The sequence below is a fragment of the Aquabacterium parvum genome (assembly GCF_001447195.1).
Taxonomy (GTDB): domain Bacteria; phylum Pseudomonadota; class Gammaproteobacteria; order Burkholderiales; family Burkholderiaceae_C; genus Aquabacterium; species Aquabacterium parvum.
Window position 1 is genome coordinate 78973 of sequence record NZ_LFRI01000341.1, and the last position, 18924, is coordinate 97896.

The window sequence follows — 18924 nt, forward strand, 5'->3', positions numbered from 1 at the left end:
GGAAATGTTTCCGTTTGTTATCCCCCGTTTGCGTGCCATCGTGCACAGCGACCAATCCGCGTTTACCCTTTATTTCACTTGACGCAAGAATGGCTTGATCGCCAGGGCCATCCGGACGGCTGCCCCCTGATGGCTGGCGGCAAACGTCAAAGCAGCCTCCCGCGAAGCAGGGAGAGCGCCGCCTTGCAAGGCTTGCCACACGCGCCGACACCCCTCGTCAAAATTGGCCACGCGCCAAGCCGCCCCAGCGGCCAACCCCTGCTCTGCCGCCTCGGCAAAGTTGAAGGTCGAAGGGCCCAGAACGAGGGGGCAACCACAGGCCGCTGCTTCGATGAGGTTCTGCCCGCCCAGGGGGGCAAAACTGCCGCCCAGCAGACCGATGTCGGCGCAGGCGTAGTACGCGGGCATCTCTCCCATGCTGTCACCCAGCCAGACATCGGCCGACAAGGCATGGGCATCCGGTACGGCATCGCAGCCAGCCGGGCCCCATGCGCTGCGCCTCGACACCCGCCACCCCATCGCTTCGATGGCAGCGGCCACCTCGTCAAACCGCTGAGGGTGACGCGGCACGATCATCAACCTGGGCGCCGAACTCGCCGGCATCTCATCAAGCAGCTTGCGCCAGGCAGAGAGCAGCAAAGCCTCTTCGCCCTCGCGGGTGCTGGCCGCCAGCACAACGGGCCGCCCCAGGGCATCGCGCCAGGCGCGCCCCCGTGCCAGCAATGCCGCAGGCGGGGTCATGTCGAACTTGACGTTGCCCATCACTTCCACAGGATGGGCCCCCATCTGCCGCAAACGGGCCGCGTCGCCCTCGGTCTGAGCCAGGGTCAGGCTCAGGGCAGAGGCCGCCGGTTTCAGCAACGAAGCGAAGCGCTCGCCCTGGCGCAGGCTCTTGTCGCTCAAGCGCGCATTGGCCAGCACCATGGGGATGCCCAGGCAGTGAGCGCCGTGCATCAGGTTCGGCCAGACCTCGGTTTCCATCAACACGCCAACGTGGGGTTGGTAATGCGCCAGGAAGCGCCGCACCGCACCAGGGGTGTCGAAAGGCAGCCACGCCTGGGCATCGCCGGGCGTCATCAATGGCTGCCCAGCGTCGCGACCGGTGGCCGTGGTGTGGGTCAGCAGCAAGCGCATGCCGGGCAAGCTGGCTCGCAGCGCCTGGATGAGCGGCGTGGCAGCCCGGGTCTCACCCAGGGAGACCGCATGCAACCAGACCACAGGGGCCTGGCCGCTGCGAGACCAAGCCGGGCCGCTTTGCCAGCCCAGGCGCTGCTGCCACCAGCGCCGGTAGCCCGGCTCTTGCCGCCCGCGCGACCAGACCCGCCACAGGTAGGCAGGCGTGCCCAGCCGCAGCAGGGTCGAATACAACTGGCGGGCCAGCCAGGCCCACAAAGGCGTAGGCAAAGGTGTCGGCAAAACGCTCAAGGTCTGGGCGATCCGGGCGCTCAGTGTGCGGACGCGCCCACGTGGGCGTCGGGCTTGACCGCCAGGATGGCAGCCATGAAGTGCGCCTGGATGCGCTCCAGCGCGGCGGGCGTCTGGCCCTCGAAGCGCAGCACCAGCACCGGTGTGGTGTTGGAGGCGCGCACCAAACCAAAACCGTCTTCGTAGTCAGCACGAAGGCCGTCGATTGTCGTGAGCTCGGCGCCTTCGAATTTGGCGGTCTGGCGCAGCTTTTCGATGACAGCGTGGTGCTCGCCTTCGGCACAGGGAACGTTGAGCTCCGGCGTGCTGTGGCTGGTGGGCAGCGCGTTGAGCACGGCGCTGGGGTCTGGCACCTTCGAGAGGATTTCGAGCAGGCGTGCGGCCGTGTAGGTCGCGTCATCGAAGCCGTACCAGCGCTCGGCAAAGAAGATGTGGCCGCTCATCTCGCCCGCAAACGGCGCACCCGTTTCCTTGAGTTTGGCCTTCACGAGCGAATGGCCCGTCTTGTACATCAGGGGCTCGCCACCGGCGGCACGGATGGCCACGGCCAGTTGCTGACTGCACTTGACGTCGAAGATGATCTTGCCGCCAGGCACGCGGCTGAGCACGTCGCGCGCGAACAGCATGATCTGGCGGTCGGGGAAGATGTTGTTGCCTTCCTTGGTGACCACGCCCAGGCGGTCACCGTCGCCATCGAAGGCCAGGCCCAGGTCGGCGCCCTGCTCTTTCACAGCCTTGATGAGGTCCTGCAGGTTCTCGGGCTTGGAGGGATCGGGGTGGTGATTGGGGAAGTCGCCATCGACCTCGGAGTACAGCTCGGTGACCTCGCAACCCAGTGCGCGCAGGATGCCCGGCGCCGAAGCACCCGGGATGCCGTTGCCGGAATCGACCACGATCTTGAGCGGACGCGCCAGCTTGGCATCGCCCACGATGCGCTGCGTGTACTCGCCCAGCACATCAAGGGTGCTCAGGCTGCCCTGGCCTTGTGCATAGTCTTCGGCCTCGATGCGTTGGCGCAAGCCCTGGATGTCGTCGCCATAGATGGCGCGGCCAGCCAGCACCATCTTGAAGCCGTTGTAGTCCTTGGGGTTGTGGCTACCCGTGACCTGGATGCCGCTGTGGCAACCCTGGTCAGCGCGCGTGGCGGCCACGTAGTACAGCATGGGCGTGGTGACGGCGCCCAGGTCGATGACGTTGATGCCGGTGCTGCGCAGTCCCTTGATGAGCGCGCCACTGAGCGAAGGGCCGGAGAGCCTGCCATCGCGGCCGATGGCCACGGCCTTTTCGCCGAGCTTGAGCGCCTCGGTGCCAAAGGCACGGCCCAGGTGTTCGGCCACGGCTTCGTTCAAGGTCTGCCCGACGATGCCTCGGATGTCATAGGCCTTGAAGATGGAAGCGGCGACTTGCATGGTGATCCTTTTTATCTGGATGAGGTGTGACTGGCTTCGAGCGGCATCGTGTGGCGCCCCTCCCGTTGCCGGCATTGTAGGGAGCAAGACGGGGGCCACCTGCGCTGGACGCCCCGAGGATGCAGGGGGCGTGTGACAGTTGGCCCGGATGGCCAGGCAAGCCAAGGAGCCCCACAGCCTGAGCCTCAAAGCAAAAAGCCCTGATGGAGAACCATCAGGGCTTTGCATTTTGGCGGAGTGGACGGGACTCGAACCCGCGACCCCCGGCGTGACAGGCCGGTATTCTAACCGACTGAACTACCACTCCGCGTCGGTGACGACTTCGACTGATTGCTCAGTCCAAGCGCCGTCAAAACTTGTGGCGTCCCCTAGGGGATTCGAACCCCTGTAGCCACCGTGAAAGGGTGGTGTCCTAGGCCTCTAGACGAAGGGGACTCCGTCAAATCGAATTGTCGTGAAACGAAGCGACCCCGATACCGGCGACGCCTGGTTGGATGGTGGAGGTAAGCGGGATCGAACCGCTGACCTCTTGCATGCCATGCAAGCGCTCTCCCAGCTGAGCTATACCCCCTTGTGTCACCACACAGGGCGCCGCGCTGGCACCGAGACTGACTCGTTTCGACGTTGCTGTGTCACCAGCAACGCCATCAAATACTTGGCGGAGTGGACGGGACTCGAACCCGCGACCCCCGGCGTGACAGGCCGGTATTCTAACCGACTGAACTACCACTCCGCGTCGGTGACGACTTCGATTGATTGCTCAATCCAAGCGCCGTCAAACTTGGCGTCCCCTAGGGGATTCGAACCCCTGTAGCCACCGTGAAAGGGTGGTGTCCTAGGCCTCTAGACGAAGGGGACTTTGATCCTTCACCAACCTGACAGACGCTGTGCTTGGCCCAAGTGCAACCTGGTCACCGAACAACCCGAAGGTTGATTGGTGGAGGTAAGCGGGATCGAACCGCTGACCTCTTGCATGCCATGCAAGCGCTCTCCCAGCTGAGCTATACCCCCGTCAGATGGCGTCTTGCGTTGCCTTCTTTCGGCTTTGCCCGGCTGCTTTGTTTCAAACAAAGCGTCGTATCAAGCGAGACCGCGAGTATATACCGGTTTTTGCGCTCAGCACAAGTAGCGGGCACCTCAACGCAGTCGTTGCAGAACTGCGTCACGCTCGAACAACGCCAGCACAGCATCGACCGAAGGCGTCTGCGAACGACCGCACACCAGCAGGCGCACCGGGATGGCCAATTGCGGCATCTTCAGGCCGAACTCGGCGAGCGTGTCCTTCATGGCTTGCGCGATGGCCGCGGGCTCCCAGGCGCAGGTGGCCAAGCGGGCGGCCAGGCCGGCGACAGCGGGCTTGACGGCATCGGTCAGCTTCTCGGCCAGCTCTGGTGCGGGCGGGGTGACGTCGGCCACGTACATGCTCAGCCAGTCGGCGAGCTCCACGGTCGTGGCGCAGCGGTCCTTGAACAGGGCGCAAATGGCGGCCAGGCGGCTGTCATCACCCTGTCCGCCCTGCCCTTCGGCCAAGGCAGCCGGCAGGCTCACGCCACGTCGAGCGAACTGCTCGCGCACCAGGCCAGCCAGCATCGCGTCGTCGGCGGTCTTCATGTGCTGCTGGGCCACCCAGCGCAGCTTGGCTTCGTCGAACTGGCTGGCGCTGCGGCCCAGGTGGTCGAGGTTGAACCACTCGATGAACTGGGCGCGCGAGAAGATCTCGTCGTCACCGTGGCTCCAGCCCAGGCGGGCCAGGTAGTTGACGATGGCGTCGGCCAGGAAGCCTTCGTCGCGGTACTGCGTGACGGCCTTGGCGCCGTGGCGCTTGGACATCTTGGAGACGTGCTTTTCGCCGTGCTCGTCCACCGTTTCGGTCATCACGGTGGGCAGGTGGGCGTAGACGGGCGGCTCTTGCCCCAATGCGCGCAGGATGTTGATCTGGCGCGGGGTGTTGTTGACGTGGTCGTCACCGCGGATGACGTGGGTGATGCCCATGTCCATGTCGTCGACCACGACGCAGAAGTTGTAGGTGGGCGTGCCGACGATGCTGTCGCTGCCCTCGGGCGCCGGGCGCGCGATCACCAGGTCATCGAGCTCGTCGTTGCTGATCTCGATGCGGCCCTTGACCTTGTCCTCCCACACGACGCTGCCGCCTTGCGGGTTCTTGAAGCGCAGCACGGGTTTGACGCCTGCTGGCACGGGTGGCAGGGTCTTGCCGGGCTCGGGGCGCCAGGTGCCGTCGTAGCGGGGCTTTTCCTTGTTGGCCATCTGCTTTTCACGCAGGGCATCGAGTTCGGCCGAGCTCATGTAGCAGGGGTAGATCAGGCCCTTGTCGAACATCTGCTGCACGACCTCTTTGTAGCGGTCCATGCGCTGCATCTGGTAGAACGGGCCTTCGTCGTGGTTCAGGCCCAGCCACTGCATGCCTTCGAGGATGACGTCGACGGCGGCTTGCGAGGAACGCTCCTCGTCGGTGTCTTCGATGCGCAGGATGAAGACGCCCTTGTTGGCGCGCGCGAAGGCCCAGGGATAGAGGGCCGAGCGGATGTTGCCCAGGTGGATGAAGCCGGTGGGCGACGGGGCAAAGCGGGTGCGGACTTGGGACATGTGGGGATCAGGTGATCTTCAGGCGCCGTTCAGGCGTTCAGGGTGTCGAGGCCACGGGCCAGATCGGCCTTGAGGTCATCGATGTGCTCCAGGCCCACGGCCACGCGGATCATGCCCTGCGTGATGCCGGCGGCCAGGCGCTGGTCTTCGGTGAGGCGACCGTGCGAGGTGCTCGACGGGTGAGTGATGAGGGTCTTGGTGTCGCCCAGGTTCGAGGTGATGGAGCACAGCCGGGTGTGGTCGATCACGTGGAAGGCGGCCTGGCGCAGGCGCTTGGCGTCATCGCTCAGCACCGCGGGCGCCGGCACGGTGATGGCGCCCTGCGCGGGCTTGGTGGTGAACGACACCACCGCGCCACCGCAACCGTTTTGCTGCTTCATGGCCAGCGCATGTTGCGGGTGGCTGGGCAGGCCGGGGTAGTAGACCTGGTCGACCTGCGGCTGCTGCTCCAGCCATTGCGCCAGCTTCAAGGCATTGGCGCTTTGCGCGGCCATGCGGATGGACAGCGTCTCCAGGCCCTTGAGCACGACCCAGGCATTGAATGGCGCCAGCGTCATGCCTGCGCCGCGCAAGGTGCTCATCAGCGGGCCATTGATGATGGCGTCGGGGCCGCAGACGGCACCGGCGAGCACGCGGCCCTGGCCATCGAGGTACTTGGTGCCGGAGTGGATGACGAGGTCGGCACCCAGGTCGACGGGCTTTTGCAGCGCGGGTGTGCAAAAGCAGTTGTCCACGGCCAGCAAGGCGCCTGCGGCGTGCGCGATCTCGGCCAGGGCGGCGATGTCACAGACCTCGGTCAACGGGTTGCTGGGTGTCTCGGCGAACAGCAGCTTGGTGTTGGGTCGCATGGCAGCGCGCCAGGCCTGCACATCGGTCTGGGACACGAAGGTGGTCTCGATGCCGAACTTGCCGAACTGGGTCTGCAGCAAGGTGATGGTCGAGCCGAACACGCTTTGCGAGCACACGATGTGGTCGCCCGACTTGAGCAGGCCCATGACCAGCAGCAGGATGGCGCTCATGCCGCTGGACGTGGCGATGGCCGCCTCGGTGCCTTCGAGCGCAGCCAGGCGGCGCTCGAACATCATCGTGGTGGGGTTGGTGAAGCGCGTGTAGACGAACGCTTCTTCTTCGTTGGCGAAGCGCGCAGCGGCCGTGGCGGCGTCGGGGTGGTTGAAGCTGCTGGTCAAAAACAGCGCTTCGGAGTTCTCACCCCATTGCGTGGGCGGCAAGCCCTCGCGCACGGACAGCGTCTCGATGCGGGCATCGGGCGGCAGGTCCTTGCGGGGCAGGCGCTTCTTGTCGTCGGTCTGGTTATCGGACTTGGCCATGCGGCCTCCTCTGAGCCCGGCCTGCGCGCAAGCCAGGGCTCTGATCAAGGTTCTGCCTCACTCGTCGCTGTGGCTTTGCAGGGCCAGGCGTGAGTTGATGGCTTCTTCTTCGCCCTTTTGCGTCAGGCGTTGCGACTGGATGGCGGCGAAGTCCTCGGCGCTGACGTCACCCGTGATGTAGGTGCCGTCAAAGCAGGAGGCCTCGAAGCCCTGGATCTTGGGGTTCAGGCGGCCAACCACCTTCTTCATGGCGTCAACATCCTGATAGATCAGGGCATCGCAGCCGATGATCTGACGCACCTCTTCGAGCGAGCGGCCATGGGCCACGAGTTCGCTCTTGGTGGGCATGTCGATGCCGTAGACATTGGGGAAGCGCACCGGCGGCGCGGCCGAAGCCAGGTAGACCTTGTTGGCGCCGGCCTCGCGGGCCATCTGCACGATTTCCTTGGAGGTGGTGCCGCGCACGATGGAGTCATCGACCAGCAGCACGTTGCGGCCCTTGAACTCCAGGCCGATGGCGTTGAGCTTCTGGCGCACGGACTTCTTGCGCGCGCCCTGCCCCGGCATGATGAAGGTGCGGCCCACGTAGCGGTTCTTGACGAAGCCTTCGCGGTAGGGCTTGCCGAGCTTCTGGGCCAGCTGCATGGCCGAGGGGCGGCTCGATTCGGGAATGGGGATGACCACGTCGATCTCGGACGGGGGCATGGTCGAGATGACGCGCTGGGCCAGGGTCTCACCCATGTTCAGGCGAGCCTGGTAGACCGATACGCCGTCGATGGTGGAGTCGGGGCGAGCCAGGTAGACGTACTCGAACATGCAGGGGTTGAGCACGGCCTTCTCGGCACATTGCTCCGCGTGCACCACGCCGTCGAGGTCGATGAACAGGGCTTCGCCAGGGGCGACGTCGCGAACGAACTTGTGGCTGGTGCCTTCCAGCGCCACCGACTCGCTGGCGACCATGACCTCGCGGCCCTCGGGCAGGTCGGCCTCACCGTAGCACATCGGACGGATGCCGAAGGGGTCGCGGAAGGCCACCAGGCCATAGCCTGCGATCAGGCAGATCACGGCATAGGAGCCCTTGATGCGCTTGTTGACAGCTCGCACGGCCTTGAAAACGGCAGCCGGGGTCAGCGGCAGGTCGCGGCCCGCCAGCTCCAGCTCATGCGCGAACACATTGAGCAGCACCTCGGTGTCACTGTCCGTGTTGAGGTGGCGGCGGTCGATGTCGAACAGCTCTTTGCGCAGATCGTGTGCGTTGGTCAGGTTGCCGTTGTGCACCAGCACCAGGCCGAAAGGCGCGTTGACGTAGAAGGGCTGGGCCTCTTCTTCGTTGAAGGCGTTGCCGGCGGTCGGGTAACGCACCTGGCCCAGGCCCACGGTGCCCGGCAGCGCACGCATGTTGCGGGTGCGGAAGACGTCCTTGACCATGCCGCGCGCCTTGTGCATGAAGAACTTGCGGCCGTGCGCGTCGGGGCCGGCGGTCACGATGCCGGCGGCGTCCTGGCCACGGTGCTGCAGCAGCAGCAGCGCGTCATAGATCAGCTGGTTGACGGGCGTCTTCGAAATCACACCCACGATGCCGCACATGGTTCACCTCACACCGGACCTGAATCCGGAAAATCAAATGTCAAAAAAACTCAGTCCGCCGCCATCAAGGCATCGAGGGCGCCGGCAGGAATTGGACCACCTCGGGAGGCAGGATGGGGCGAAGCCCCTGCAGAACGGTGCCAAGCCAGGCCACGCCCCGTGAAGCGCGCCACGAATCGGCTTGCGCCACCGGCGTCATGCTCACGAGCACGTACACGGCAAGGGCCGCCAGCAGCCCCCTCAGCAGGCCGAAAACAGCCCCCAGCAAACGATCTGATCCGCCCAGACCCGAAGCCTGGATGAGCTTCGAGATGCCCCAGGACAGCAACGCCCAGGCCAGCCAGGCCCCCACAAACGCCAGGACCATGCCCGACAGCACGTTGAGCTGGTCGCCCGGTTGGCCCACAGGCACGTGGCGAGCGACATCGGCGCCCAGGAAACGAGCCGCCAACCAGGCCACGACCCAGCCCATGAGGGCCAGCAACTCGGTCACCAGGCCGCGCCAGGCGCCCAGCACAACCGACCCCAGCAAACCGGCCAGCAGGGCGATGTCCAACCAGGTCCAGGCCGGGCCCGACGACAAGGTGGTGATGGGGGTGATGCCCTCCACGGTGCAGCTCGCCTTTCCCGCTTCAGAGCGTCAGGACGTTGCCGTTGAGCCCGCCCTTGCGCAGGGTGGCCAGGGCCTTGTCGGCCTCGGCTTTGTCGGCAAAGGGGCCCAGGCGCACACGGATGCGTTTGCCTTGCGGGGTGTCCACCTGCTGAGCGTAGGTCTTCAGGCCCATGCGCTCGGCCTTCTGGCGGGCCTCGCGGGCAGCGTTGACGTCGGCAAAGGCTCCGAACTGCACGACATAACGGGCGTCGCTTGCCTTGGGATCGGGCTTTTTGTCAGCGGCTTTTTCAGGCGGCTTGACGGCTGTTTTCGCGGGCTTGTCAGGGGCCTTATCCGGCACCTTGGCAGCGGATTTGTCGGCAGGCTTCGCGGCCGCCTTGTCCGGCTGACGGGGGATTTCAGCCGGTGAGACCTTGGGCGCTGCCTTCGCGCCGTCATCGGTGCGGCCCTCCTCACGCGAATCGGGTTGCGCATCCGCCTGAGCCTTGGCGGGCGACTGCGTGTTTGCACCCGACGCACCCGGCGCATCTGACGTGTCGACGGGCGGCGTGATGTTGACCACACGAGCCTCTCGCGGCTGCGCCTGCGCCACCCGGCCACTGGTGGACCGGGCCGATGCCTCGGCATCGGCTGAGGCGTGCGGCCCGGCCTGCACGATGCGGACATCGGGCGACATCGGTCTCGGTTGCGTCTCGAACAGCCATGGCAAGCCCAGCACGCCCGCGCCCACCAACACCACCATGCCGATCAGGCGACGGCGCGCCCGGGTGCGCAGGGCCTCGACGTCCGATGGCGAGGGCGCGCGAGCGGCCGGCGTGGTCCCGCTGGCGGCACGGCGAAATCGCTCGAGGAAGGAAGGCAAAGGCATGCGCTAGGACGAGGTGAAAACGACCAAAGGGACTCAGGCGCCAGGCATGTGGGGCGCATTCAAACGTGGCAGACCGGCATCGATGACGCCCCCGACCGTGTAGAAAGATCCGAAAACCAAGATTCTATCCGTGGGGTCTGCTGCGGCCAGGGCGGCATGCAGCGCGGCCATGGGGTCGGCGTGTCGGCTGAGGGTCGCCTTGGGCGCCGTCACCGAGGGGCGCACAGCGGCATCCGCCTCGATGGCTTGCACCAATTGCTCGGCGGTGGCTGCCCGGGCCGTGGGCAGGTCGCAGCAGTACCAGGCGTCCACCAGGGGGCGCAGCTTGTGCACCATGCCAGCCAGGTCCTTGTCGGCCATGGCACCCCAAACAGCATGCGTGCGCGGAAAGAACCCCATCTGGTCGAGGTTGACCGCCAGCTGCGCCGCCGCGTGCGGGTTGTGCGCCACGTCCAGGATCAGCGTGGGCTGACCCGGGATGATCTGGAAGCGCCCCGGCAGCTCGACGGTGGCCAGGCCCGTGCGCACGGCCTGCGCCGACACCGGCAGCCGGTTGCGGGTGGCCTCCAGCGCAGCGAGCACACCCGAGGCGTTGAGCAACTGGTTGGCGCCCCGCAGCGATGGGTAGGCCATGCCGTTGAAGCGCTTGTTGCGCCCGCCCCAGGACCACTGCTGGCGATCGCCCGCGTAGTTGTGGTCGCGTCCGAACAACCACAGGTCGGCGCCCAGGCTTTCGGCGTGCTGCACGACGCTGTTGGGCGCCTGCGGGTCGGACACCACGGCCGGGCGGCCCGAGCGCATGATGCCGGCCTTCTCTCGGCCGATGCTCTCGCGATCGGGCCCCAGGTAGTCCATGTGGTCCAGGTCGATGCTGGTGATGACGGCGCAATCGGTGTCAACCACGTTCACGGCATCGAGCCGGCCACCCAGCCCAACTTCCAGGATGACAGCATCCAGCCCAGCCGTGGCCAGCAGGCGCAGGATGGCCAAGGTGGTGAACTCGAAGTAGGTCAGAGGGATGTCGCCGCGCGCGGCCTCGATGGCCTCGAAATGCGGCAGCAGCTCATCGGCCTTGACCAATTCGCCGTTGACGCGACAGCGCTCCTCGAAGTGCACCAGGTGCGGCGAGCCGTACACCCCCACACGGAAACCCGACGAGATCAGGATGCGCTCCAGCATGGCGCAGGTCGAGCCCTTGCCGTTGGTGCCCGCCACGGTGAAGACCACCGGGGCCCCATCAACCGGTTCCTGCCCAAGCGGCGTTCCCAGCGTGACGCTCGCGCGGCGCCAGACCCCGCCCACGCGCTCCAGGCCCATGTCGATGCCAACGGTGTGCAGGCGTTCGCAATGGGCCAGCCAGTCTTCGAGGGTGCGGGGCTTGGGAGACATGGATGGGTTCAAAGTGGGGCAGGACAACAGGTGGGGACGCGCCTCGCGTCCTCAAGGTGGGCGACGGGCGACCAGGAGTCACCCATCACCACCGACAAAACGCAAAACGGGCTGCTCAGCGCAGCCCGCTCTGAACGCGCCAACAGCGCGAGGAAGGCCTCAGCCAGCGACGGCGTCGGCTGGCTGACGCATCAGGATGGCCAACTGGCGCGCGATGTTGCGACGCAGCTCGCGGCGATCCATGATCATGTCGATGGCGCCCTTTTGCATCAGGAACTCCGAACGCTGGAAGCCCTCGGGCAGCACCTCGCGCACGGTGTTCTCGATCACGCGGGGGCCCGCGAAGCCGATCAGGGCCTTGGGCTCGGCGATGACAACGTCGCCCATGAAAGCGAAGGAGGCCGACACGCCGCCCATGGTCGGGTCGGTCAGCACGCTGATGTAGGGCAACTTGGCCTTGGCCAGGCGCGTCAGGGCCGCGTTGGTCTTGGCCATCTGCATCAGGCTCAGCAGGCCTTCCTGCATGCGGGCGCCACCGGTGGCGGTGAACGAGATGAACGCGGTCTTCTGATCGACGGCGGTTTCGACGCCACGCACGAAGCGCTCGCCCACCACCGAGCCCATCGAGCCACCCATGAAGTCGAACTCGAAGCAGGCCGCGACCACGGGGATGCTGCACACCGAGCCGCCCAGCACGATCAGGGCATCGGTCTCGCCAGTGGCCTCCATGCCTTGCTTGAGGCGATCGGGGTACTTCTTGTTGTCCTTGAACTTCAAGGCGTCAACCGGCAGCACCTCCTGACCGATCTCGTAACGCCCTTCGGCGTCGAGGAAGGCGTCCAGGCGGGCGCGTGCCCCGATGCGGTGGTGGTGACCGCACTTCGGGCAGACGTTGACGTTGGCCTCGAGGTCGTTCTTGTAAAGGACGGTTTCGCAGGAGGGGCACTTCACCCACAGGCCTTCCGGCACCGAGCGGCGTTCGGCCGGGTCGGTCGGTTGGATCTTGGGGGGCAGGAGTTTCTCGAGCCAGCTCATGGTCATCCTTTCAGGGAATCGAGTGCAGCGCGGATCTCGGCGATGAAGCCGCGGGCCGCTGCCGCCACGGTTTCGGGCGACTGCGTTTCCAGCAGTTGCACCAGGCGCGAGCCGATCACGACGGCATCGGACACCGCAGCGACGGCCTTGGCCGTCTCGGCGTCCCGGATGCCGAAGCCCACACCCACGGGCACGCTGACGTGCGCCTTGATGAGCGGGACCATGTCGGCCACGGCGGAGGTATCGAGGTGCCCCGCCCCCGTCACGCCCTTGAGCGAAACGTAGTACACGTAGCCGGCGGCGATGCGGCCGACGTCGGCCATGCGCTGCTCGGTGGAAGTGGGGGCCAGCAGGAAGATGGGCGCCAGGCCTGCGGCCTTCAGGCGTGCGGCGAACTCTTCGCACTCTTCGGGCGGGTAGTCAACCACCAGCACGCCGTCAACACCTGCTGCTTTGGCGTCGCGCACGAAGCTGCCCGCACCATGCCGCAGGTCGTGGTTCTCGATGGGGTTGGCGTAGCCCATCAACACGACCGGCGTGGTGGCGTTCTTGGCGCGAAACGCGCGCACGTCATCGAGCACGTGGTTGAGCGAGATGCCGTGGGTCAGCGCGCGCTCGGCCGCCTTCTGGATGACGGGGCCATCGGCCATCGGGTCGGAGAACGGCACACCGAGCTCGATCACATCGGCCCCGGCTTCGGCCATGGCCAGCATGATCTCGACCGTCTTGGCCGGGTACGGATCGCCGCAGGTGATGTAGGGGATCAGCGCCTTGCGGCCCTGCTCCTTGAGCGTGGCGAAGGTCTGGTCAAGCCGGGTGATGGGGTGGGTCACGGCGCTCATCATGCGCCCCCTTTCACCGACAGGCCGCGGCAGGACGGGCGGCAATAGAACTCGGCGCCAGTCAGGTCGGCCACGGTGCCGATGTCCTTGTCGCCACGGCCGGAGAGGTTGACCAGCACGTGCTGATCGGGACGCATGGTGGCGGCCAGCTTCATCGCGTGGGCAACAGCGTGGCTCGACTCCAGCGCCGGGATGATGCCTTCGGTGCGGCACAGGCGGTGGAAAGCTTCCAGCGCTTCCTTGTCGGTGATGCCGACGTACTCCGCGCGACCGATGTCCTTGAGGTAAGCGTGCTCCGGACCCACGCCAGGGTAGTCCAGGCCAGCAGAGACGGAATGCGTCTCGGTGATCTGCCCATTTTCGTCTTGCAGCAGGTAGGTGCGGTTGCCATGCAGCACACCCGGCACGCCCTTTTGCAGCGACATCGAGTGCTTGCCGCTGTCGTAGCCTTCACCCGCCGCTTCGACACCGAACAGGCGCACCTGCTCGTGCGGGATGTAGGGGTAGAAAATGCCCATGGCGTTGGAGCCACCGCCCACGCAGGCGACCACGGCATCCGGCTGGCGGCCGATCTGCTCGGGCATCTGCTTGAGGCACTCCTCGCCAATCACGCTCTGGAAGTCACGGACCATGGCGGGGTACGGGTGCGGGCCGGCCACGGTGCCGATGATGTAGAAGGTGTTCTCGACGTTGGTGACCCAGTCGCGCATGGCTTCGTTGAGCGCATCTTTCAGGGTCTTGCTGCCGGATTCGACCGGCACGACCTTGGCGCCCAGCAGGTGCATGCGGTAGACGTTGGGCGACTGGCGCTTGACGTCTTCGGCGCCCATGTAGACCACACATTCCATGCCGTAGCGCGCACAGATCGTGGCCGTGGCCACGCCGTGCTGTCCGGCACCTGTCTCGGCGATCACGCGGGGCTTGCCCATGCGTTTGGCCAGCAAAGCCTGGCCGATGGTGTTGTTGACCTTGTGCGCGCCCGTGTGGTTCAAGTCTTCGCGCTTGAAGTGGATCTGGGCGCCACCGACTTCGCGGCTGAGGCGGTCGGCGTGGTAAACGGGGCTGGGACGGCCCACGAAGTGCGCGAGTTCGCGGCGGAACTCTGCCTTGAAAGCCTCATCGTGGCGGTAATGCTCGTAAGCATCCTTGAGCTGATCGAGCGCGTGGATGAGCGTCTCGGAGACAAAAGTACCGCCGTAGGGTCCGAAGTGCCCGCGGGCGTCAGGCTGGTTGTAGGTCAACATGTCTGGTCAAGGTGTGAGGGCTGCACGTCATGCAGCCGTCGCAAAACGGGGGGCCACCAAGCTTCGGTCAGCGTCGCGAACCGCCTGGCAAAAATCGATCATCCTGGCGGCGTCCTTGATGCCTTTGGCCGCCTCAACGCCGGAACTCACGTCCACGGCCCAGGGGCGCACGCGGCGGATGCCTTCGGCCACGTTGCCAGCGTGCAGCCCGCCGGAAAGGATCAGGTTGCGCGCCAGCGACGCGGGCAAGTCGGCCAGCAAGGACCAATCGAACACCTGCCCGCCTCCACCGTAGCCGTCCACATGGGCATCCACGAGCAAGGCCTGGGCGGCGTCAAATTGCCGGGCGAAGTTTAACAAATCGAAACCGGGGGCCATTCGGGCCGCCCGGATGAACGGGCGAGCAGACTCGACGCATTGCGCGGGCAACTCATCGCCGTGGAACTGCAGCAAAGCCTGTGGCACCGCCTGGATGGCCAGCGACACCTCAGCGGCATCGGCGTTGACGAGCAGCACCACGGGCGTCACAAAGGGCGGCAAACGCCTCGCCAACTCGCCTGCGCGGGCGGCGCTGACGTGCCGAGGGCTCTTGTCGTAGAGGACGAAGCCAATCGCGTCTGCGCCGGCTTCGACCGCGGCGTCGACATCGGCCTCGCGGGTGAGGCCGCAAACCTTGATGCGCGTGCGATGGGAAATCTGAGGGGACATCCAGGAGCCGGAACGTCTGCGTCCCGTGGCGGTGTCGATGCCCACATTGTCTCAAAAAACGCGCCTCTCAGCCGGGAAGCCCCTTGGCCCGACTTTCGCCAGGCAAAAGCCCACAAACCACGCACCTCTGGAGCAGCTGACTCAGGAAGGCAGCCAATCCATGCCCGGGACCTGCTCGGGCAGGGCGAAAGCCGGGGCATAACGCGGCCCCAGAAAATACAGGCCATCGGGCGAGAAGGTCGGCGCAGCCACCTTGCGGTCACGGGCCTCGCGCACGTCCCGCACCCAGTCCGGCCGCTGCACGCCCGTACCGACCATGATCAGGCAACCCATGATGTTGCGGATCATGTGATGCAGGAAGGCCTGCCCCTCGAAATCGAAGCGCCAGTAGGCCGTCGGCGCACCAGGCGGACCACACCGCCGGATGCGGATTTCCCGCAGCGTCTTGACCGGCGTGGGCGACTGGCACATCGAGGAGCGAAAGGAGCTGAAGTCGTGCTCGCCCAGCAGATGGTCCGCAGCGCGCTCCATCGCGGCTTGGTCAAGGGGACGGAACACCCACCCCACCCTGCCCGACTCCAGCGCCGGCCGCACAGCCGACTCCAGCAGCACGTAGACGTATCGCCGCCCGATGGCGCTGTTGCGAGCATGAAAGTGCGCGGGCACCTCAGCCGCCCACTGCACTGAAATGTCGGGCGGCAGGAAGGTGTTGGTGCCCCTGACCCAGGAAAAGGGTTCGCGGCGCAGGTCGGTGTCGAGGTGCACGACCTGGTTGATGCCATGCACCCCAGCGTCCGTTCGACCTGCGCAGAGCACCTTCAGCGGCCGCACCGCAAAGGCCTTCAAAGCAGACTCCAGCACGTCTTGCACCGTGCCACCACTCGGCTGGCTTTGCCAGCCTTTGTAGGCGGTGCCGACGTATGAAACGCCGAAGGCGATCCGTCGGATCGCCCTCTCGGGTTGGGCGGCAAGGGTTGCCCCTTCGCCGCCCTCATCCAGCGATGCCATGGTCAGGACATCACGACAGGCTGTCCAGCATGGACTGGGCACGGGCCTTCAAGCCAGCGTCCTGGGCCTGCTCGACCACTTCCTGCAGCAGCTCGCGGGCACCATCGGCGTCCCCGATCTGGCGGAACTCGTCGGCCAGCTCCAGCTTGCGAGCCATGGGATCGGCAGACATGTCCGCCATCGAATCCTGCTCGGCAGCCGGTTCAGCGGTGGCAGGCTCATCCAGGTCCAGGCTGATGTCTCCCAAATCGAAAGCAGGTGCGGGAGCCGCAACGGCAGGCACCTCGATGCCGAAATCAAGGCCTTCGGAATCGGCGGGCTGCGTCGGGACTGGCTCCAGGCTCGGCAGGTCAACGCCGAACTCCAGCGGGGCATCGGCAGCGGCCGGTGCCGGTGCAGGCGCCGGGGCAACCGGCAGGTCCGCGCCAAACTCGGGCAACTCCAGAGGAGGCAGGTCGCCAGCGGCCGTGACCGGCGGAGCAACGGAGTCCTTCACCTCGTCCAGGGGCGTCGGCGAAGAGATGTCGAGGTCCAGGTCAACGCCATCGTCCACAGCCGCCAGGTTTTCCGGCACGGCGGGAGCAACGCTGTCCAGGATGCTGGGCGCAGGCATCACCGAGTGAGGGATGGTGCTGGCACCCAGGCCATCCGCAGGCTGCTCAACGCTCAAGGGCGCTTCTGCCGGCTGGCCGCCGGGCTGGTACAGCGGGTTCTCTGGGTCGATGCCCAAACCGAGTTCCTGAACATGCGCCCAGTCTTCGCCCTCACCTTGCGTCAGGCTGTAGAGCTGCGCGGCGAGTTGCTCGAAGCCCTTGGTGTCACGGCGCTTGGCATAAACCTCGAGCAGCTTGGTGCGAATGGCCAGGCGTTCCGGGGTGCTGCGCAGGGCTTCCTTGAGGATTTCCTCGGCCTGCAGGTCACGGCCGTAGGCCAAGTACACATCGGCCTCGGCCACCGGGTCGACGTCACCGATGGCGTCGAGCTGGCTGAGCGAGTAGCTCATGGACGAGGGGCCGCCGGTGGCGTCTCGGGTGTCCACGCGCTGGCCCCCGCTGGCGCCAAAGAAGGAGTCTGGCTGCAGGCGGCTTTCCAGGAAGGAGGTTTCACCGGTTTCAGCGCGGCGGCGCGAGCGCAGGAACATCAAGCCACCCGCCAGCAGGGCGACCGCTGCGCCACCTGCTGCCACGGCCATCAGGTTGATGGACTCGAGGAAGCCAGGCTCTTGCGGGGCTGGTGCAGGAGGCGGCGTGGGCACACTCACAGGAGCGGGCACGGCCGGCACGACCGCCGAGGCGGCAGAAGCCACCTCGGATGCGGCGTCGGCCACGATGGTGACAGAGCCATCGACCGACGATGCGGCGCTGGCCGGCAACTCGATCGGGGCCGAAGCCGCCTCGGCCTTCGAAGGCGCCGGGGCGGGGACGGCAGGAGGTGTGGGCGCAGAAGCCGGAGCGGGTGCGGGTGCAGGCACCACCTTGGCAGCAACGGGCGCCGGCGCGGGGGCAGGCGCGGGAGCAGGAGCCGGTGCGGTCTTGCCTGGGGCGGGAGCCGAAGCCTGAGCCGCCTTCTCACGCAGCTTGCGCAACTCGTCGAGGTTCTTCGACAACTCGGCCACGCGGGCGCTGGAGTCTTCCTTGGCGCGGGCCTTGGCAACACGGTCTTCGGCGGCGGTGCCACTGCTCACGCCACCCTTGCTGAGGGTGAGCTTGTCAGGCGCCGGAGCGGCCGACTGCTTGCGGTCCTTGACCTCGGCTTCCACCTTGCCAGTGGCTTGGCGTTCCGGTTGCTCGACCGGCGTGGGAGCCACCGTGCCAGCCAGGCGTTGACGGTAGGCCGAGAAGTCGGCGCTTTGAGCCTGGATGATGCGGCGCGCTTCGGGTTGCGGCACCTTCTGGGCCTCTTCGGCCGAGGGCACGTTGAGCACGACGCCCGCCTTCAGGCGGTTCATGTTGTTGCCCTGGAAGGCCTGCGGGTTGCTGCGATACAGGCCGACCAGCATCTGATCCAGCGACACGCCCTCGGTGGCGTTGCGCTGCGCGATGGCAGACAGCGAATCGCCAGCGCGCACCCGAACCGTGCGCGCGTCGTCTGCGGTCGAGGGCTGGGAAGCCGTCGAAGCGGCCGGACGCACAGCAGGCGCCTGGGCAGGAGCGGGAGCGGGAGCCGCAGGCTCAGCCTGGCTGGCTGCAGCAGCAGGCTTGACGGCCTTGCGGGGCTTGCTCTCAACCGGCGCGGGCGCCGGTGCGGTGGCCGCAGCGGGTGCAGGTGCCGGCGAAGGCGCAGCGGCACGAGGTGGCGCAGGCGCTGGCGTCGGGGCGGGAGCCTCCATGATGGGCGCCGTCACCGGAGCGGGGGCCGACGAAGTGCGGGCAGCCGGCGGGTCAAACAGCAGGGTGTATTCGCGCACCAAACGGCCAGACGACCACGCCAGGTCCAGGATCACGTCGACGAAAGGCTCCTGAACGGGACGATCGCTGCTCAGGCGCAGGAATGGGCGGCCATCGGCGCGGCGCTGCAGGGTGATGGAGGTGTTCGACAGGACACCGTTGTAGTCGACACCGGCTGCGCGGTAGGTCTCGGGCGTGGCCACCTTGACTTGCAGGGTCGCGCCCTCGTCGGCCGTCAGGCTGGTGACATCGATTTCAGCGCGCAGGCCCTCGCCCAGCGCGGACTGAACATTCAGCTTGCCCAAGCCCAAAGCCCAACCAGCGGTCGGCAATGCGGAGAGGACGGACACGGCAGCAGCAACAGCAACCCGATTCAGGACGAAACGCCCTGCGGACATGGAATGATCTTTCAAGGCGTCTCCCAATTCGTCATGCGTGGGTCGAAAGACCCGTGGCGGGCCCATGCGACCGCAGGCC

The 18924-nt window shown here is 66.3% G+C and carries 14 protein-coding genes and 6 tRNA genes; all 20 read right to left on the minus strand.

The window, feature by feature from the left end; genetic code table 11:
- Positions 1–69 precede the first annotated feature (69 nt).
- Positions 70–1425, minus strand: a complete 1356-nt coding sequence (locus tag ABG80_RS11820; RefSeq protein WP_235513837.1) for a 3-deoxy-D-manno-octulosonic acid transferase — start codon at positions 1423–1425, stop codon at positions 70–72.
- Between the two features lie 20 nt (positions 1426–1445).
- The gene (locus ABG80_RS11825) at positions 1446–2834 is read right to left on the minus strand and encodes a phosphomannomutase/phosphoglucomutase (RefSeq protein WP_058087849.1); all 1389 of its coding nucleotides are present in this window, start codon (positions 2832–2834) and stop codon (positions 1446–1448) included.
- A 230-nt stretch (positions 2835–3064) separates the two neighbouring features.
- Positions 3065–3141: transfer RNA gene (locus ABG80_RS11830), tRNA-Asp, on the minus strand.
- Positions 3142–3193: 52 nt separating this feature from the next.
- A tRNA-Glu gene (locus ABG80_RS11835) sits at positions 3194–3269 on the minus strand.
- Positions 3270–3329: 60 nt separating this feature from the next.
- Positions 3330–3405, minus strand: a tRNA-Ala gene (locus tag ABG80_RS11840).
- An 85-nt stretch (positions 3406–3490) separates the two neighbouring features.
- A tRNA-Asp gene (locus ABG80_RS11845) sits at positions 3491–3567 on the minus strand.
- Between the two features lie 49 nt (positions 3568–3616).
- Positions 3617–3692, minus strand: a tRNA-Glu gene (locus ABG80_RS11850).
- Between the two features lie 77 nt (positions 3693–3769).
- Positions 3770–3845 (minus strand) — tRNA-Ala (locus ABG80_RS11855).
- A 126-nt stretch (positions 3846–3971) separates the two neighbouring features.
- On the minus strand, positions 3972–5438 hold the full coding sequence (gene gltX / locus ABG80_RS11860; protein ID WP_058087850.1) for a glutamate--tRNA ligase: 1467 nt from the start codon (positions 5436–5438) through the stop codon (positions 3972–3974).
- Between the two features lie 29 nt (positions 5439–5467).
- A complete protein-coding gene (locus tag ABG80_RS11865) occupies positions 5468–6766 on the minus strand; it encodes an O-succinylhomoserine sulfhydrylase (RefSeq protein WP_058087851.1) in 1299 nt (432 codons plus the stop codon).
- Between the two features lie 57 nt (positions 6767–6823).
- On the minus strand, positions 6824–8353 hold the full coding sequence (gene purF, locus ABG80_RS11870; protein ID WP_058087852.1) for an amidophosphoribosyltransferase: 1530 nt from the start codon (positions 8351–8353) through the stop codon (positions 6824–6826).
- A 64-nt stretch (positions 8354–8417) separates the two neighbouring features.
- Positions 8418–8963, minus strand: a complete 546-nt coding sequence (locus ABG80_RS11875; protein WP_235513838.1) for a CvpA family protein — start codon at positions 8961–8963, stop codon at positions 8418–8420.
- 22 nt (positions 8964–8985) lie between these two features.
- Positions 8986–9834, minus strand: a complete 849-nt coding sequence (locus tag ABG80_RS11880; protein ID WP_058087853.1) for an SPOR domain-containing protein — start codon at positions 9832–9834, stop codon at positions 8986–8988.
- Positions 9835–9867: 33 nt separating this feature from the next.
- Positions 9868–11223 (minus strand): bifunctional tetrahydrofolate synthase/dihydrofolate synthase, encoded by a 1356-nt coding sequence (gene folC / locus ABG80_RS11885; RefSeq protein WP_058087854.1) that lies wholly within the window; start codon positions 11221–11223, stop codon positions 9868–9870.
- 159 nt (positions 11224–11382) lie between these two features.
- Positions 11383–12258 carry an acetyl-CoA carboxylase, carboxyltransferase subunit beta gene (gene accD, locus ABG80_RS11890; protein ID WP_058088154.1) on the minus strand — a complete coding sequence of 292 codons (876 nt, stop codon included), beginning with the start codon at positions 12256–12258 and terminating at the stop codon, positions 11383–11385.
- Positions 12259–12260: 2 nt separating this feature from the next.
- The gene (gene trpA, locus ABG80_RS11895) at positions 12261–13079 is read right to left on the minus strand and encodes a tryptophan synthase subunit alpha (protein WP_058088155.1); all 819 of its coding nucleotides are present in this window, start codon (positions 13077–13079) and stop codon (positions 12261–12263) included.
- Positions 13080–13099: 20 nt separating this feature from the next.
- Positions 13100–14344 (minus strand): tryptophan synthase subunit beta, encoded by a 1245-nt coding sequence (gene trpB / locus ABG80_RS11900; RefSeq protein ID WP_058087855.1) that lies wholly within the window; start codon positions 14342–14344, stop codon positions 13100–13102.
- A gap of 27 nt (positions 14345–14371) precedes the next feature.
- Positions 14372–15052 (minus strand): phosphoribosylanthranilate isomerase, encoded by a 681-nt coding sequence (locus ABG80_RS11905; RefSeq protein WP_058087856.1) that lies wholly within the window; start codon positions 15050–15052, stop codon positions 14372–14374.
- A 141-nt stretch (positions 15053–15193) separates the two neighbouring features.
- Positions 15194–16000, minus strand: coding sequence for a tRNA pseudouridine(38-40) synthase TruA (truA, locus tag ABG80_RS11910; RefSeq protein WP_058088156.1), 807 nt, complete (start codon positions 15998–16000; stop codon positions 15194–15196).
- 70 nt (positions 16001–16070) lie between these two features.
- Positions 16071–18797, minus strand: a complete 2727-nt coding sequence (locus ABG80_RS11915; RefSeq protein WP_321166055.1) for a FimV/HubP family polar landmark protein — start codon at positions 18795–18797, stop codon at positions 16071–16073.
- Positions 18798–18924 lie beyond the last annotated feature (127 nt).